This window comes from Acinetobacter sp. YQ_14 (genome assembly GCF_043102985.1).
Lineage (GTDB): Bacteria > Pseudomonadota > Gammaproteobacteria > Pseudomonadales > Moraxellaceae > Acinetobacter > Acinetobacter venetianus.
In genome coordinates, this window is record NZ_JBICJJ010000009.1 from 59,725 (window position 1) to 77,731 (window position 18,007).

Genomic DNA, 18,007 nt, shown 5'->3' on the forward strand with positions numbered 1-18,007 from the left:
ATAGATGACGGACAAGTCGATTCAAGAGTTAGCACTCAGTGTAGAACGTCCTGTAGAGAAACTCCTAGAGCAGGTTCGTGATGCAGGTCTACCACAGCGTAAAGCAGATGACATTATTACCACTGAACAGCAAGATACTTTGATCAATCACTTGAAAAAAGTTCATGGTCAAGAAAGTGGTAACACAGGAAAAATTGCGTTGAAACGTAAAACAACGAGTACTGCAAAAGTAACAAGTACATCGGGTAAAGCAAAAAATATCAACGTAGAAGTACGTAAGAAACAAGTTTTTGCGAAACCGAATCCAGAGTTACTTGCTGCAGAAGCAAAAGCGCGTGCAGAAGCGGATGTGAAAGCACGTGTTGAGCAAAAAGTACGTGAAGAAGCTGAGCAAAAAGCACGGAACAGTGCGGAACAAAAAGCCAATGCGACGTTAGAAGCAATGCGTGCAGCGCATACTTCTGATAGTTCTGGTCAAACGACTGCGAAAGCAGCTGTTGTGGTGAAAAAGCGTAATAGCGATAAAGTAATCAAAGCACCTGTTATTCGTCCAACAGAAACACCTGAACAAAAGAAAGCACGTGAAGCTGAAGCTGCGAAGTTAAAAGCAACCGAAGAAGCAGTACGTCGTAAAGCGGCTGAAGAAGCTCAACAACGTACACTTGAGCAGATGCGTAAAATGGCATCTAAATACTCAAGTGATGATGCGACGACAACAATTCGTGTGATTGATGATTCTCCATTGGCTGCGGGTCTTGTTGGCCAAGCATATGAAGACTCATTTAATCAAGAAGACCGTGAAATTAAACGTGGTGGTGCAACTAACCCACGTGGTCAGAAGAAAGGTGGTCGTCATAATCAAGAAGAGCAAAACTTCAGCCGTCAACATCACAAACGTGGTTTGAAGACGAGCCAATCAAATAAGCATGGTTTTGAAAAACCTGTTAAGAAACAGATTTATGATGTAGAAATTGGTTCAACCATTGTTGTTGCTGATCTAGCGCAAAAAATGGCTGTAAAAGTTCGTGAAGTTATCAAGATGCTTATGAAAATGGGCGAGCTTGTTACTCAGAACCAATCAATTGATCAAGATACAGCGGTATTAGTAGTTGAAGAATTAGGTCATAACCCAATTCTTGTTTCTGATACACAAGCAGAAGATAACTTACTTGAAGCGGCTGAAGAAGCGCGTGGTGAGCAAACAACTCGTCCACCAGTTGTAACAATCATGGGTCACGTTGACCATGGTAAAACATCATTATTAGACCGTATCCGTCGTGCTAAAGTAGCAGCAGGCGAAGCGGGTGGTATTACCCAGCATATTGGTGCTTATCATGTTGAAACTGAGAAAGGTATTATTACTTTCTTAGATACACCTGGACATGCTGCGTTTACGTCTATGCGTGCTCGTGGTGCTAAGGCGACTGATATCGTTGTTCTTGTTGTTGCTGCTGATGATGGCGTGATGCCACAAACAGCTGAAGCGATTGATCATGCGCGTGCTGCAGGTACGCCAATCATCGTTGCGATTAACAAGATGGATAAAGAGTCAGCTGATCCAGATCGTGTGTTAAATGAATTAACAACTAAAGAAATCGTTCCTGAAGAGTGGGGCGGTGATGTTCCTGTGGCTAAAGTATCAGCACATACAGGTGCGGGTATTGATGAGTTGCTTGATCTGATCTTGATCCAATCAGAAATGTTGGAGCTTAAAGCATCTGCTGAAGGTGCAGCACAAGGTGTTGTCATCGAAGCACGTGTTGATAAAGGTCGCGGTGCAGTAACTTCTATTCTTGTACAAAATGGTACGTTGAATATTGGTGACTTAGTATTGGCTGGTTCATCTTATGGTCGTGTTCGTGCGATGTCTGATGAAAATGGTCAACGTATCACTTCAGCTGGCCCATCAATTCCAGTGGAAATTCTTGGTTTACCAGAAGCGCCAATGGCGGGTGATGAAGTTCTTGTTGTCAATGACGAGAAAAAAGCACGTGAAGTTGCTGATGCTCGTGCAGATCGCGAGCGTCAAAAACGTCTTGAGCGTGCAAGCTCGATGCGTCTTGAAAACATCATGGCTTCAATGGGCAAGAAAGACATTCCAACAGTTAACGTTGTGCTTAAAACAGACGTACGTGGTACGCTTGAAGCATTGCATGTTGCGCTTGATGAGCTTTCAACTGATGAAGTTAAAGTACGCGTAATTGGTTCTGGTGTTGGTGCAATCACAGAATCTGATGTAACTTTAGCAGAGTCTTCTGAAGCTGTATTATTGGGCTTTAACGTACGTGCGGATAACACAGCGCGTCAGAAATCTGATCAAGATGGCATTGATATTCGTTACTACAGCGTGATCTATCAATTAATTGATGACGTAAAAGCAGCAATGAGCGGTAAGCTTGCACCAGAACACCGTGAAACGATCTTAGGTGTTGCTGAAGTGCGTGAAGTGTTCCATTCAAGTAAGTTTGGTGCTGCAGCGGGCTGTATGGTTCTTGAAGGTGTATTACACCGTAACAAGCCTATTCGCGTTCTACGTGATGACGTGGTTGTGTTCCAAGGCGAGCTTGAATCTCTTCGTCGCTATAAAGAAGTGGTTGAAGAAGTTCGTGCTGGTATGGAATGTGGTCTTGCAGTCAAAGGTTATAAAGACATCAAAGCACAAGATAAGATCGAAGTGTATGATGTTCAGTTAATTAAACGGAGTCTTTAATGGCGGGTAGCCAACGCTTAAAGCGCATGGCGGATTCTGTACAACGTGAGTTGTCTGAGCTAATCCGTCAAGAGCTTAAAGATCCTCGCTTAGGTGGTCTAGTGACCATCTCAGCAGTGAAAGTCAGTGCTGACATGGGATATGCTGAAGTTTATGTCACAGTAATGGGGCGTGAGCTTGGTGATGAGCAAAGTGAAGCAGCGAATAAAGAAACTTTAGATGTATTGAATAAAGCTTCTGGTTTCTTGCGTCATGAATTGAGTCGTCGTATCAAGACACGTATTACGCCGAGATTGCGTTTTCATTACGATAAAACCAATGCATATGGTAACTACATGTTTGGTCTGATTGCTGAAGCCGTAAAGGATCTGCCTGAACAAGGGCAAGATGAGAAAGAATAAAGAAAAAAGCCACCTAAGGGTGGTTTTTTTTATGTAATAAATAAAAAATATTACGACAGATTAAGTCGCTAATATATTGTAAAAAAACATGATTTTTTGTTATTGTGAATCCATGTTCTAAAATTTAAGAATATAAAAATTATTTAAAAATATTGCATAGGGGAACTTAGGTGGAACTACATAGCCGTCTTTACTATAAGCATTCAGATGATCAGGTCATGAAACAACTAGAGGCTTTATTTACCACACATCATGGTGATGAAGAAAAGTTTATTCAGTCAAGTTTAGTGATTAATCCAGAAGCAGGTGATACAACGCAAGAGTTGCTTGATCAGATTGATTCTGTTGAGTATGACCTTGCACCAGAAAGTTTGGTTTATGTTGCAGGTTTTGCTGTACTTGATTTTACTCACGGCTCAAATGGTGACGAAAATATTGAGAATATTTTATTATTTTTAAAAGAATTATTACCTGATATTCATGTGCAAGCACGTGGTCAGGGCGATGATGATCCTTGGGAATTTTGGTTTAAATTTGATGGTGATGAATTGGTTCGTGAAGATGATGAACCATTCAATGATCCAGAAGATGATGAGGAAATTAAAGCCTCAATTTATCAATGGTGGCATGAAGGAATGCCAGAACAAATCAAAGAAGGCTTTTTGAATGAAGACTAAGATGAGAGTCTTGGCGAAGTGTAAAGCACAGCCATAGAAAGAAGAAGACCAACTATTGTTGGTCTTCTTTATTTGCGACACGACGATAACGCTGCCACGGTAATGGACGATTTAAAGCTTCGGGAACTTCGCCACTATTTGAACGTAGTCGTAAATGAATCGCAGCTTGTGCCATTAAATTTGCTGATACTGGTGCAGTAATAAAGACAAATAAAGTAATTAATAATTCAGCAAAACCAAAACGACCCTGTGTTGCGCCAAAGATCATTGCTGCAATTAGAAAACTTCCTAACCCTAACGTACTCGACTTCGTTGGGGCATGCAGACGCATAAATAAGTCTGGTAGTCGAACCATGCCGATCGATCCGACCAGCATGAAGAAAGCACCGAATATAAGGAAGAAAGAAATAATGATTTCAATGATTAACTGCATAGCTCATCTCCTTAGTCAATGACATGACCCGTTGTGAAATAACGAGCAAGCGCAGCTGTCGAAACAAAGCCAAGCATTGCAACCAATAGTGCTCCTTCAAAGACATTGGTACTTAGCCAATACACACCTAAAACAACAATAAGACATGTCGCATTTAGAAATAGTGTGTCTAAAGCAAGTAGGCGATCGATGACAGATGGGCCGATAATCAATCGGATCAGGCATAGAAACATTGAGATAGTAATGGCAATTAAGCTAATGCCAAGTGCATAAGGTAAAATTGTCATTTGCTTGCTCCTTCTTCAATCTTTACATCAAAGATTTCGAGTAAAGGTGTTTCGTAGCGTTTTTTGATTTCTTGAATATCGAGTTCAGTGTCATCTGAGCTGAGTGCGTGGACGAGAATATCGCCACGCTCTTGATCAATCCCTGCTGAAACCGTACCTGGTGTCGTGGTGATGATCATCGCGAGAAGAGTATTTACCTCTTCATGCTCAGTTTCTAGTGGAACGCGATACCATCTCGGATGGAGTTGATCCATTGGACCCAAAACCATTTTTGCCACGCGGAAGTTTGAAACGATAATATCCCAAAGCACGACAAAAAATAGTTTTACCGCTGGTGTCCAGTGAATGTGTGGCGTTCTAGAAATAAATGGCCCAACTAAACGTGGAATAATAATCGCCAATAGGATGGCCACTAATATATCCGTTAAGTCCAGACTATGCGACAGCATTAACCAGCTCAGAAAAACCAAAAATGACACGAAAGGGTGGGGGAACCAACGGTCAAGCAAAGTTACTTTTTGCATGTTAGTGTTCCTCCATTGGTTTTAACTGAGTGGTATTTGGAATCGTTGGCGCTTCTAACGTTTGTTCTGCAATTTGGCGTTGCTTATATTCAGAGATGTGCTCACCTTGCAGCGTTGGTTTAGAAATCACATCAGGAATAAGTAAAGCATTATGATCTTCTACTTCACCACCATATTTTGTTTCTGGCAAATAGCTTGGATCATAAGGTTGAACGCTGATCGCACGGCCTTGGCTATCCGTCTTTAAAATGGCTTGCTGATAGAGAGCATGATTTTGGATTTGCTGTGCAGTCAAAACCATATAATTCTGAATTGGAGCAGCAAATACCACATAAGCCATTAAAGTACCCAATAGAATATAAATCGCTTTATCATTTCGTTTTGGAGCTACTTCTGGTAAAGCCCGATAAACAGCATAAGCTTCTTGATTTGGATTTTCCTCTGGTGGTGTAGCACGCCAGAACAGAATGAAACCAACGCGGGTAAGTGCGATGATACTGAGCAAGCTGACAATTAAAATAACGGCAATTATCCAACCTTGATAAGCTGTTTCAGCAGTTGCTTGTAGGATAAATACTTTACCAAGGAATCCACTAAAAGGTGGTAAACCCGCAAGCATTAAGGCAATGGTAAAGTAGGTAAATGCTGCAGCCTTTTCCTGTTTCATTTTAGGAGAGACTTTGAGGTGATCTTTAAATGCACCACGTTGTGATGTAATCCAGCCACAGAATAAATAGAATGCTGCTGCAATTAATGTGCTGTGAACTAGATAGTAAAGACCTGCTGCCCATGCTGCTGTATTGAACATCGAGATTGCGATTAGCAATGTTCCGATAGATGACAGTACCATGAAACCTACAAAGCGACGTAAACGATCTACACCGAGTGCGCCAATAACACCGTAAATAGAAGTGACTAGACCGATGACTAATAGACAGTTTTTAAGAATGTCTTGTGCCATTGCATCATCAAACACAGTGCCATTCACACGTAAAATGGCGTAGATGCCAACTTTGGTCATGATGGTAAAAATTGCAGCAACAGGCGTACTTGCAACAGCATAGGTTTTAGGCAACCAAAAGCCTACAGGCAGCATCGCCGCTTTAATGCCAAACACGACAAATAATAGTAAGCCACCTGCAATCGCAAGTTTATGCTGATCATTGTCTAATGTTGAAATAAGGCGACTCACATCAGCCATATTTAAGCTACCGACACTACCGTAAATCATGCCTAAGCCGATTAGAAAGAGTGCAGATGCAAGCAAATTGATGGTGACGTAATGCACACCCAGCTGAAAACGTGGGCGCCCTTGTCCATGCAATAAAAGCACATAAGATGCCATCAATAGAATTTCAAAGAAGACAAATAAGTTAAATAAATCGCCTGTTAGGAATGCACCAGATAATCCCATCAACAGGAAATGGAACATGGCATGGAAATAGCGACCACGCGTATCCCAGTTTTCACTGGCATACCACATAACAGGTACAGCGAGTGCATAGGTCAATAGCAGCATGAAGGCTGAAAGACGATCAAGCACTAGTACAATACCAAATGGAGCAGACCATTCACTGAGTTGATAAACTGTGATTTGTCCTGTACTCGCAATTGAGAAGTAACTTATTGCCAGCCCTAAACCGATTAATGCTGAAACGAAACTAATGCCGCGACGCCAAGGTTGACGCCAGTCTTGCTTTAAAGAACCTGAACCTGGGTTTCCAAGTATCAATAGGATAAAGCTGGTAAAAGCTGGAACTAAGATACTAAGAATAGGAGTATGAGTAAGCCAAAAATTGTAAAAATCGAACATTATGGCTCATCCTCACGTGGGTCATAAGTCAAGGTGGGTTCTTCTTTAGAGTCTACATGATCTGTACCAGATTCATATCGGCTACGCAGTGCAAGCTGTACGATAAATGCAGTCGTTGCAAAGCCAATCACAATTGCAGTTAACACAAGTGCTTGAGGGAGGGGATCTGTGACTTTTGTTGCTTCAGTCAAGATAGCTGGAGCATTCACTTGTAAACGTCCCATTGCGAACAGGAATAGGTTGACAGCGTAGCCAATCATGGCCAAACCCAGAACGACAGGAAAAGTTCTCGCACGAAGAATCAAATAAATTCCTGTCGCGGTCAGCAAGCCAATCCCAGATGCAAGTAAGAATTCAATACTAACCATTATTTATCTCCACTTGGGATTGGGCCAGACATGCTTGAATGGCGTGAGTCACCTAAGACTGAAATCAATAGCATGGTTGCACCTACAACGGTGATATAGACACCTAGGTCAAAAGCTGCTGCTGAAGCTAGATGCATTTTTCCGAGTAGGGGCGGCTCGACATAGATATGTGCACTGGTTAAGAAGGGGCGTGCCCAATACCATGCCGCAATACCTGTTAAACCAGCAATTGTTAAACCTGAACCAATCCAAATCTCATATAAACGACCTGATTTGGCTTTTAGCATTTGCTCAGTTTTATCTTGTCCTAGAACAATATACTGAATGATCAGCGCCATCGATGTAATCAAACCTGCAATAAATCCACCACCTGGGTAGTTATGACCACGTAAGAAGATATAAACACTTACTACTAGCGTTAGTGGCAAGATCCAAGAAGCTGTCATACGTAACATCAGTGGCGATGGATTAAAGCGATAGGTAAGACCTTGAGTCATCGTTGTGCCATGTGCACGCATACCATCCATCAAGCAAAGTGCACCAATACCTGCAATCCCTAATACTGCAATTTCACCAAAGGTATCGAATCCACGGAAATCGACGAGGATCACGTTCACTGCATTTGAGCCACCACCGAGCGGAATGGCTTGCTGCATGAAGAACCAAGAAATTGAATTGTGATCTCGAGTTAACAATAACCACGCAATCCAACCAATACCTAAGCCACCTGCGATTGCTAAGCTTGCATCTCTCCAACGACGTGAACGGCTTGATTCATAAGGCGTAAGTTGTGGTAATAACGACAAACTCATCAATAATAAGACGGTAGTTACAATATCAACGGTGATTTGCGTTAAGGCTAGATCGGGTGCAGATAAGGTCACAAAAGTCATAGTGACAACCAAACCAACTGCACCACTAATCAACACTGCCTTAATACGTTCGTGGTGAAACCACAACATCATCCAGCAGCCAGAGAATAGTGTTAGCCAAAGTACAATCGCAACCCACGGTGCATGTGTCAGTTCACGAGTGCCTGTAGTGAGACCTTGATTGAACAGCGGTAAGCCAACCATCAAGATACTGAACAAAACGATCCATAACAGATAGCTTTGTAGTGAACCATTTTCTGTTGCTTGTTTAATCTTTCGGCTATTTAACAGTAAATGTTTTAAGAACAGCTCAAATATGATCTTGCCTTGAAATTTGCCGAGATACGGATCAAGGTCAATTTTGCGGATACGCCCATCTTTTGCCAATGCAAAATAGAAGATAGCACCGCCAATCAAAGCAATCACACTCATGAGTAGTGGTGCATTGATTCCATGCCAAATCGCGAGGTGAACGCCTTCAAATTCAGGTTGTGCCAAGCTTGAGCGAGTCACGCTATTGACCATCGTGCCTGCAAGAAGAGCTGGAAGAATCCCGACTAAAATACACAAAGTTGCCAAAATGATTGCTGGTAGACGCATTCCTAATGCAGGCTCATGTGCATCTTTATTTGGGACTTGTTTACCAACTTCACCATCAAAGAACACGCCGTGAACCAAGCGAATTGAGTAGCTAACCGCAAAGATCCCTGCCAAAGTTGCAACAATTGCCGAAATGACCATCACTGGACCAGACAAGTTTGCAAGCAGTTCAGTAAAGAACATTTCTTTGGAAATAAAACCGTTGGTTAATGGAACACCCGCCATTGAGGCTGCAGTGATCATGGTTAATGTGCCTGTGAAAGGCAGTAATTGCCAAACGCCACTGAGTTTGCGTAAGTCACGCGTACCCGTTTCATGGTCAATGATTCCAGCAATCATGAACAATGCAGCTTTAAAGGTTGCATGGTTGATGATGTGAAAAATCGCAGCAGCGACAGCAAGGGGAGAACCGATCCCCAGTAAACATACAATAAGACCTAAATGGCTGATTGTTGAATATGCTAACAGACCTTTGAGATCTTCTTTGAAAATTGCAAAACCTGCCGCCATACACAGTGTGAATAGACCGACAAAGGTGACGATATTGTGATACAGCGCAGCGCCAATAAAAATAGGTGCTAAACGTGCGAGCAGGAAAATACCTGCTTTAACCATGGTTGCTGAATGCAGATAAGCGGAAACAGGCGTTGGCGCAGCCATCGCATTGGGTAACCAAAAGTGAAATGGGAACTGCGCACTTTTAGTGAATGCACCCAATAAAATTAATAATAAGGTTGGTACAAAAAGGTAATGCTGTTGAATGGTATCTTTCATCAGCACAAGCTGATCGATTTGATAGGTTCCTGTGATTTGTCCGAGTAAGACAAAGCCACCGAGCATCGCAAGACCGCCCATTCCTGTAATGGTAAGTGCCATACGAGCGCCACGTTGCGCAGCATCATATTGACTCCAATAACCCACTAAAAGGAATGATGAAATACTGGTTAATTCCCAAAATACCAATAAGATAATGAGGTTATTGGAAAGTGAGATACCAAGCATTGCCGCCATGAACAGCATTAATAATTGATAAAGTTTACTAAGAGAGTTTTTCGGACTCAGATAATAATAGGCGTAAATATAAATGAGTGTACCGATACCGCTAATCAGCAGACCAAACAATAAACCTAATGCATCTAGGCGAAAACTTAAATTGATTCCAAGTTGAGGAAGCCAATCCCAGCTTTGTTGCAGAGTATTTCCCTGAAGAACAGTTTCTGCCTGAGTAAGAAGTAAAATGAAACAACTAAGGCTGATGCCAATTGCCCCTAGTGCCGTCATGCCCCGCGAAATACGTTGCAATTGTGCGACAAGGGTGGTGCCGAGTATGAGCGGTAATAAGATAATAATCGGTAGCACACTGGTATCCATGTCGATGATTTAGGTCGGGAGCGACCTAAGGGTGAATTTTCTTTTCGAGACTCACAGGCATTCAAAGAGAGCGCCAAAGTTTCAAATCTCGAAACCCAATCAAGTTAACGGAGGCAGCAAGTTGTATTGCACAACTTGAAAATAAAATGAGCTTTATCTTACTATAAAATATGAACAAAAACCCGATGTTATTACATGAAAATAACAACATCAGGCTGAGTTTGGTCGGGAAAATTCAGTCGATAAAACAAATGATTAAAGCGGTGTTTCTTCGGGGGTATCATCAATTTTTAATAAGCTTAATAAATCATTTTTTTCTTGAGGGTTAAGCTCCTGTATTTGATGAAATAATTCATCCACTCGGCTAATCAGTGTTTCTGTTTCCAGTAAATTGTGCGTTTGAGCGATGTTATTTCCTTCAGTCCAGACTAGTTCGTTATACAGTTGAGAGAGTTGTTGTTGTGACTTCTCTACATTGATTTCGTAGATTTCTTTGGCGTCTAAACGTAAACATTGATAATCAACCGCGTGTTCAAGTAGTTCATCTCGATTGCCTGAAGCGATAATTTGTAGTCTTGGGAATGCTTGATGAAGTCGTTGCAAAATCTCAGCACAATTATTTTGATCAAGCTGATGGTCGATCTGATCAATTAATAAAATGCCTTCGCCTTCTAAACAAGGATCAAAACAATGCGGGTTGAGTAAGCACATGCGACGAGTAATATCACCGACAAGTGCAATCCATGTTTTGAGTGAGGCTGAGAGCTGTTGAAATGGAATTAACTGATCACGATAACGTACGATCAATTGTAACTTTGGAACATATTGAATGTAGAGATCCGTCAGGTCAGGAAAAATGGTATGTAAGCTTTTTTTCAATGCATACAGATTTGGGGCAGATAGTTGCTTTGGATGATTAGCCAATTCTTGCTGTAATTGATTTAATATTTCCAATTGATTTTGTTGACTAAAATCATTTCCCATTAAGCGTCGAACAATATGAGCTGAGTGGGCATTTTCTACATCACTAATTTCACGTAACCATTCAAAAAAACGCGCAAAAGTGGTGTAGGGAATCGCCGTAAGATCATAAGCAGAGATTTCTTGTAAAATTCCCGGAACATTTTTGCTTTGTAAATTGATTTCATGGACAAAGCGTTCAGCGGGATAATAAGCAATCAGTGGTAAGCCAAATAAAGGATCTTGTAAGCTGGTTTTTTGATAAAGCGTAACCATTTGATCAAGCTGCTGTGTCTCGACTTGACTGATACCGATACCTTGACTATTAAATGTCTTAAATAATTTCCAAACACAGCTTTGAGTGTCCGTTTCAGCGGCTGAACTGCTCTCCGCCAAACTACCAGTCAGTTCAGTACTCATACGAACTTGCATTTGAATTTTTGCTTGGAGTCGAGTCAGCATAATGTCTTGATCAGAAATGACCACGCCCGCTGTACGTATATCTTTATAACGTGCCGAGAACCACGTTAATGCTTGGTAAATATTTTTTAATATCGTGGTCTTGCCTGTAGCTTGATCACCTAAAATAAGTGTTACAGGACGCTCAGCCTGAAATTCGACAGTTAAGTCTCGAAACATTCCAACATGCTTGAAGAGAACGGATTCAAGTTGCATAGGCTCTCACCTCAATCTAAGCGCTTTAACCTGCTGACTGACGAAGACTTGAGGGAGCGCACCGTTTTAATTGTTGTATTAAGTCAAAAAGATGGTGAATATTTAAACTTACTTTAGCACGAGTACAGGCAACGTAAAGTAATCTTAATTCTTCATCTGTAATTTTATGTTCTAGTCCATTCACTTTGAATTGGTAATCATCTTCGATATGAACACGATTCCATTCCAGTCCTTTGGCTTTATGAGCCGTTGAGATCACATAATCAGCTTGTTCAATCGGTGTGATTTTGGCAAGGGCTTTTTTAAGTGGTTCTGTGCCGTGATCATCGACCAATTTAACCAATGGTTTAATATCGCTGCCGTCATTGGTCTCACAATATTCATGTACATCATGCCATGAGTTAAACCAAGCCAGCTCAGGGACATCGGTAATACGTTTACCTTGTTTCAATAAGCTTGCCGCATCAACGAAACGACTGAGTTTTTGATGATCTGCTTGTAAGCTGACTTTGTCGCCATGCACCAGACCTGAAAGCAGTAACTCCATCGCGCGGGCATTGGTACGGCACAGGATGGCATCACGCATTTTGGTGTGCGGTTTATTCACCACACTTGATTTTACATTTGGATTGCCGAGTAGAGGGACAGTTTCATTGAGTGCACCAAGCAAACTATTTGCCACATCTGCGATTGCATCACCGAAACGGAACGAGGTGGTCAAACGGCTTTCAGGTAGTGGCATTTGTTGCATCGCATTGATTGCACCACGCCAAGCATAGATTTGCTGATGTGCGTCACCGACATAAATCACTTGGGTACTTTTCTGCCGCAACAAAATTCCTAACATCAAGGGATCGGCATCTTGTGCTTCGTCAAATAGCACATAATCCGCAGGAATATTCGGTTCAGACAATGCCCATAATTTCAGATAAATGTCATGCCCAATGCCTGCTTGATGATTAGGATCAATCGATTCTAACCAGCGGCGTTCAACAGCTGGATAAAGATGCTGTTGTAAAGATTCGATATCGTCCTGATGCAACCAGTTGGGTGCTTGGATATGACGAGGTGCGGGGTATTGTGAACTGGTTGAACAGAAATAGCTCACCGCATTGGCAACTAGGCTCGCTAAACGGCTTGGCATCAAAACGTATTTTTCATAACGTCCACCCATGAGTCGACGCAATGTAATCGGTTCTAGGCGATATTCTTTGGCCATAAAACTTGGACTAAGACGTGGTAAACGTAATTTATCCGTTACCCCACGTGGCACACTGCGAAAAGCGAGTGAGTGGAATGTTCGACAATTTACATTGCCGTGAAATTTACTCTGCGCTTCTGTTGCGATGGCTTTGTTAAATGCCAAATACATACCACGCCGTTCAGGCATGGCATCACTGATCATTTGTAAGGTTGTCGTTTTACCTGTGCCAGCATAGGCAATCACTTTAAAGGATTGTCCTAAACGAGCATTGTCTATGGCAACAGCTTGCTCATAAGTCGCTTTGGGTTTCTCGATACTCGACACAGGCGATGCTTACGCTTCTTTGCTACGATTGGCTTTTTCGACTAAACCTGATAAGCCTTGGCGACGTGCAAGTTCATCCAACACGACTTGAGGGTCGAGATCAAAGTAGCCAAGCATCACAATGCTGTGGAACCAAAGGTCAGCAACTTCATAGATCAGGTCATGTTTATTTTCAAGTGAAGCATGCACCGCATAATCTTTTGCTGCGATGATGCTTTCGACACTTTCTTCGCCGACTTTTTCTAAGATTTTATTGATACCTTTTTTATATAGACTAGCAACATAAGAGCTATCAGCTTCAGCATTTTTACGTTCTTGCATTAAGCGACCTAAATAGCCCAAAACATCGATTTGTTCGCTGTGGCTATGGTCATGCGCTTCTGTTTTTGCTGATGCACCATAAATTGCAGTTGGATCTTTCAGTTGGGCATCAACGATTTCCCAGCCTTGAAGTGTAAGTTTTCGATAAAAACAAGACTCTCGACCTGTATGACAAGCAATACCGCCATGTTGTTCTATTTGAAGAATAATAACATCAGCATCGCAATCGAGACGAATTTCATGCACCGTTTGAAAGTGTCCTGATTCTTCGCCTTTGTGCCACAATTTTTGACGTGAACGTGAGTAATACACCGCCTGATTTTTTTCAGCTGTCAGTTGTAAAGCCTCACGATTCATCCACGCAACCATTAACACTCGACCAGTTTGATGATGTTGCGCAATGGCAGGAACAAGACCATTGGAATCAAATTTAACTTCATCTAACCAGTTTGACATGAGTGAAAATCCATTGAGTGGAAAGTCGTTAGTGTAGCGTTTGTGACATGGGTTGGCTATGCTTGTTGGGTAAAAAATGATTTAGGGGCTGGGTTGAATATACGTTCCGATCAAATTAGTATTTTCTATTTTTAAAAAGGGCAATGCCCAAGCAACGATGAGTAGTGTCCCACTAGAATAACTTGACCAATACCACGCATCAATCAGGAAATAGATAGCAGTGATAGAGACCCAAATATTTAAACTGCGAGCTAAATATTTTTGATGAATCAATAACAGCAATAAGAAAGGGAGGCTATCCCATAAGATCACCCATGGAAATTGAGGACTAATAATCAATCTTCCTATTGTTGATTTAGGATTGACTTGCCAATCAATAAAATGATGGTGAAAATTTAGAAAACAAAACAAATTAACTAGGCTAGGGAGTAAGAACCAGCATCCTTTTCGAATCGCCTTGCCTTTATTCTGTCGATACAAAGCCCATAGAAAACTAAATTTCATGTTTTAACCTTATTTTTATTGATGAATTTATATTTTTAAGTATCGAGATAGTTCGAAATTTCAATCAAGTTTTGATCGGGGTCCCGTAAATAGACCGATAAAATTTTACCCATTGCGCCTGTTCTTTCGATTGGACCTTCAACGATGTCAATGTTCTGCGCTTGAAGATGGGCAATAACCTGATCTAATGGGGTTTCGGCAATAAAACATAAATCTGCTGAACCCGCTGTTGGCTTTAGAGCTTTGGGTTCAAACTCTTTACCGGCTTGATGCAGGTTAATTTTTTGAGTGCCAAATTGCAGTGTTTTACGGTTTTCAGCAAAAGTAATCACTTCAAAATTTAGGGCCGATTGGTAAAACTGACAAGTTGTCTCAATATCGGCAACGGTCAGAACTAAATGATCTAAATGGCTAATTTTCATATTTAATTCAAATCCTATTTTTACACTTAGTCATATTCAGGTAATGGTTGATTATTTGCAATCAAGACATTTTGATTGTGTTGGTATGCCGCAATCTGTTGATAGCTCATTTGTTGGAACATACCTGTTTTTAAACCTGAAATGGTGATTGCCATTTCTTTACGGAAATACGGGATTTGATACAGCCAAGGGAAAACAAGGTCGCGTAATCCACCTGCCCACCAATGATCTGATTGATAAAGAGGGGTGAGGAGTCGACTGAGAAATTGGTAGAATTGGGTCGAAGAACGACGGTGTTGGTGATAGTGTTGCCATAATATCGTCCAGTCGATCTGCTGGTTTTTTTGAGCAGTTTGCAAGGACTGAGAAAATGCCCATGCATCTAAAAGTGCCATATTCGCACCTTGTCCCAATTGTGGACTCATGGCATGTGCCGCATCACCAATGACCCCGATTCGACCTTGTCCATATTGAGACATCACCACATCACGATATTGGGCAGAAAGCCATTGAGGTTGATGTTGTTCACTCAATAAAAGCTGCTCTAGCCAATCAGCAACATCTGGCCAACGATTAGAAACCTGTTTCAACCAATGTTGCTTTGCCTGTTCATTTTGCAAGAACGTACTTAACTGCGAAGTCGGCAAACTCCAAAACACACTGGATAGCCGTTGTTGTGGTGCGGATGGAATTGCACCTGTAGGCAAGACGCCCATCATAATTTTGGAACGATCATAAAATTGATGCAGAATCTTAGGGTCTAATACGGCGCACTCAGGCACAATACTCCATGCTGCTCCCCAGGGATAAGCTTGATCTACTTTGACCCATGCTTTAGGGCGTAATTGACTCCGTGCACCATTGGCAATCAGTACAGCATCAAAACAAGTATCGAAACTTTGCTGTTGGTATGAGCCAACTAGACGAACTTCGTTATGGCGTTCTTCGACCTGATCAATGCTATGGCCCATACACCATGTGATTTGATTTGCGTACTCAGCCAGTTTTTCAGTTAATACGTGACATAAGGTCGCACGATGAATCCCGATACCGTAGAAATTTGAGCCAGCTTGATGATAGTGGCTGTTCACTAGCAGTCTTTTATTAGGAAGTTGCCCCTCTAAGCCTGTGACTTTTGCGCCAAGTTTGAGGGTATGGTCGAGTACACCAAGATGTTCAAAAACCGCTAAGCCTGCTGGTTGTAACAGTAAACCAGCACCTACAGGACAAAGCTCATCAACTTGTTCAAAAATCGTAATTTGATGACCTTGTCTAGCAAGTAAAATCGCAGTCGCCAATCCAGCTGTACCTGCACCAATCATTGCAAAATGGACTGTTTTCATTATTTATTCTTTTAAGGGCATTATAAATTGGTTGAATCGTGATTTTAACTGATCGTAATTAATTTTTGAAAATTGATATAAAAAATCCTCTGCGAAAACAGAGGATTTTTGCTTTATTTCGCCATACGCCATAGCGCTAAAAGACTACTTAACACAATAAGAATAATTGATACAAACCAAGGTGTAATAATCGCAATGGTAAGTAAAATCAACATGATGCTGCCAAAAATCCAACTGCGGCGTTGTTGATGTTGCATTTGCAGGCGCATTTGTTGAATTTCACGCAATTGTTTGTCATGCCATGCAGACTGATTTTTTAATCCATTTAAGCTGTCGATGATCAGGCTTGGTAAGTCTTGAGCACCGAGTAATAAATCAGGAATCTGTTGTCCGATTTCTTTAACATTTTTAACGGGGTTCATGTTGGCTTTAACCCATTCTGTCAGAATCGGTTTTGCCAGTTTCCAAATATCAAGCTGAGGATAAAGGTCTGTGCCTAAACCCTCAACATGAACCAATGTCTTGAGGAGTAACATCAATTGCGGTGGAATTTCCAAGTGGAAACGACGCGCAATATCCATGACTTGAATCAAGATGCCTGCAAAATCCAGTTGATCCATCGGTTTTGAAACCATAGGGCCGACCGTACGACGCATTTCACGAGCCAGTGTATCTTGATCTGTACCCGGTGGAATCCAGCCTGCTTGATGCACGATTTGAATCAATTGCATGAAGTTGCTATTCATCACAGCCAGCAACATGCGTGCAACGGTCATTTGATCATGTTTAGACAATTCACCCATGATGGCACAGTCCAGCGCGATAAAGCGTGGATTACTAGGGTTAATCGTTTCAACGAAAACATTCCCTGGATGCATATCTGCATGGAAAAAGTTGTCACGGAATACTTGGGTAAAGAAAATCGTCAGACCTTTTTCAGCGAGATCTGCACGATCCATACCTAAACGATCAAATGTTGCCGTATCAGAGATAGGAACACCCGTGATCCGTTCCGATACCATCACATCTTTACTATCCATATAAACTTCAGGCACATACATCATGCTTGAACCTGTAAAGTAATGGCGCATACGGCGGGTATTGTCTGCTTCTAAGCTCAGATCAAGTTCATTTAAAATGATTTGACGATAATCTTGGATGATCTCTGATAAATGTAAGGCACGTGCAGCTTCTACACGATTTTCTAACCAATCACCCAGCCATGCCAAGATTTCAAAATCTTGCAGAATCTGCCCCCGAATATCAGGGCGTGTGACTTTAACAACCACTTCACGACCATCATGCAAAGCCGCAGTATGTACTTGTGCAATAGATGCGGCAGCTAATGGTTGCTCATCGAAGCGTGAAAATAAGGTGCTGACATCTGCCTTAAGTGATTCTTGGATGCGTTGTTTAGCAAGTTGTGTATCGTAAGGTTTGACACGATCTTGTAATAATACCAACTGAGATAAGACTTCAGGTGGGATCAAATCTCGGCGTGTTGATAATAATTGACCCAACTTAATTGCAAGTGGGCCCATTTCTTCCAAAGCTTCCTTGAGCTTAAGTGGATTTTTCTTTTCTCGACTCGACCAAGCAGCGGGGTGCATTTTAATAATATTTAATGCATGACGCGCTTTAACAGGCAATTCTTCCGCGGGGAACAAGGTGTCAAGGCGATAATGTGCAGCAATACGCCAGAGTTCGTGTAACCGTTTAACATGCGGAATCATATAAAATCT

At 41.6% G+C, this 18,007-nt stretch carries 16 protein-coding genes; 3 read left to right on the forward strand and 13 right to left on the reverse strand.

What is annotated here, in order from left to right; all coding sequences use genetic code 11:
• The first annotated feature begins 4 nt into the window (after positions 1–4).
• The 3 genes from infB to ACF8D3_RS04330 all read left to right on the forward strand — a co-directional run bounded on the left by infB (position 5) and on the right by ACF8D3_RS04330 (position 3,788).
• Complete coding sequence (gene infB / locus ACF8D3_RS04320) at positions 5–2,710, forward strand: translation initiation factor IF-2 (protein ID WP_004876496.1); 2,706 nt, start codon at positions 5–7, stop codon at positions 2,708–2,710.
• Positions 2,710–3,111, forward strand: coding sequence for a ribosome-binding factor A (locus tag ACF8D3_RS04325; protein ID WP_004876497.1), 402 nt, complete (start codon positions 2,710–2,712; stop codon positions 3,109–3,111). Before infB ends, ACF8D3_RS04325 begins: the two co-directional genes overlap by 1 nt.
• 170 nt (positions 3,112–3,281) lie before the next feature.
• Positions 3,282–3,788 (forward strand): hypothetical protein, encoded by a 507-nt coding sequence (locus tag ACF8D3_RS04330; RefSeq protein ID WP_023013137.1) that lies wholly within the window; start codon positions 3,282–3,284, stop codon positions 3,786–3,788.
• A 52-nt stretch (positions 3,789–3,840) separates the two neighbouring features.
• Here the strand turns inward: ACF8D3_RS04330 and ACF8D3_RS04335 are convergent, their stop codons facing one another.
• The 13 genes from ACF8D3_RS04335 to ACF8D3_RS04395 all read right to left on the reverse strand — a co-directional run bounded on the left by ACF8D3_RS04335 (position 3,841) and on the right by ACF8D3_RS04395 (position 17,998).
• Complete coding sequence (locus ACF8D3_RS04335) at positions 3,841–4,221, reverse strand: Na+/H+ antiporter subunit G (RefSeq protein WP_007480108.1); 381 nt, start codon at positions 4,219–4,221, stop codon at positions 3,841–3,843.
• 11 nt (positions 4,222–4,232) lie between these two features.
• Complete coding sequence (locus ACF8D3_RS04340; RefSeq protein ID WP_392470371.1) at positions 4,233–4,508, reverse strand: monovalent cation/H+ antiporter subunit F; 276 nt, start codon at positions 4,506–4,508, stop codon at positions 4,233–4,235.
• Entirely contained in the window at positions 4,505–5,032 is a 528-nt protein-coding gene (locus tag ACF8D3_RS04345) for a Na+/H+ antiporter subunit E (protein WP_061397948.1), read from the reverse strand. Before ACF8D3_RS04345 ends, ACF8D3_RS04340 begins: the two co-directional genes overlap by 4 nt.
• Position 5,033: 1 nt before the next feature.
• Positions 5,034–6,845, reverse strand: coding sequence for a monovalent cation/H+ antiporter subunit D (locus ACF8D3_RS04350; RefSeq protein ID WP_392470375.1), 1,812 nt, complete (start codon positions 6,843–6,845; stop codon positions 5,034–5,036).
• Complete coding sequence (locus tag ACF8D3_RS04355; protein WP_004876507.1) at positions 6,845–7,213, reverse strand: Na+/H+ antiporter subunit C; 369 nt, start codon at positions 7,211–7,213, stop codon at positions 6,845–6,847. The genes ACF8D3_RS04350 and ACF8D3_RS04355 overlap by 1 nt, the downstream gene beginning before the upstream one ends.
• Positions 7,213–10,056 (reverse strand): monovalent cation/H+ antiporter subunit A, encoded by a 2,844-nt coding sequence (locus ACF8D3_RS04360; protein ID WP_392470377.1) that lies wholly within the window; start codon positions 10,054–10,056, stop codon positions 7,213–7,215. Before ACF8D3_RS04360 ends, ACF8D3_RS04355 begins: the two co-directional genes overlap by 1 nt.
• Positions 10,057–10,311: 255 nt before the next feature.
• Positions 10,312–11,691 carry an ATP-binding protein gene (locus tag ACF8D3_RS04365; RefSeq protein ID WP_392470378.1) on the reverse strand — a complete coding sequence of 460 codons (1,380 nt, stop codon included), beginning with the start codon at positions 11,689–11,691 and terminating at the stop codon, positions 10,312–10,314.
• A gap of 25 nt (positions 11,692–11,716) precedes the next feature.
• Positions 11,717–13,219 carry a UvrD-helicase domain-containing protein gene (locus ACF8D3_RS04370; RefSeq protein ID WP_136457460.1) on the reverse strand — a complete coding sequence of 501 codons (1,503 nt, stop codon included), beginning with the start codon at positions 13,217–13,219 and terminating at the stop codon, positions 11,717–11,719.
• 9 nt (positions 13,220–13,228) lie between these two features.
• The gene (gene hisIE / locus ACF8D3_RS04375) at positions 13,229–13,996 is read right to left on the reverse strand and encodes a bifunctional phosphoribosyl-AMP cyclohydrolase/phosphoribosyl-ATP diphosphatase HisIE (protein ID WP_392470380.1); all 768 of its coding nucleotides are present in this window, start codon (positions 13,994–13,996) and stop codon (positions 13,229–13,231) included.
• A gap of 81 nt (positions 13,997–14,077) precedes the next feature.
• A complete protein-coding gene (locus tag ACF8D3_RS04380; protein ID WP_392470382.1) occupies positions 14,078–14,500 on the reverse strand; it encodes a hypothetical protein in 423 nt (140 codons plus the stop codon).
• Between the two features lie 35 nt (positions 14,501–14,535).
• Entirely contained in the window at positions 14,536–14,922 is a 387-nt protein-coding gene (locus ACF8D3_RS04385; protein WP_392470384.1) for a VOC family protein, read from the reverse strand.
• 26 nt (positions 14,923–14,948) lie between these two features.
• The gene (locus tag ACF8D3_RS04390) at positions 14,949–16,265 is read right to left on the reverse strand and encodes an FAD-dependent oxidoreductase (protein WP_392470385.1); all 1,317 of its coding nucleotides are present in this window, start codon (positions 16,263–16,265) and stop codon (positions 14,949–14,951) included.
• Positions 16,266–16,378: 113 nt separating this feature from the next.
• On the reverse strand, positions 16,379–17,998 hold the full coding sequence (locus ACF8D3_RS04395; RefSeq protein ID WP_392470386.1) for an ABC1 kinase family protein: 1,620 nt from the start codon (positions 17,996–17,998) through the stop codon (positions 16,379–16,381).
• Between the last annotated feature and the right edge of the window lie 9 nt (positions 17,999–18,007).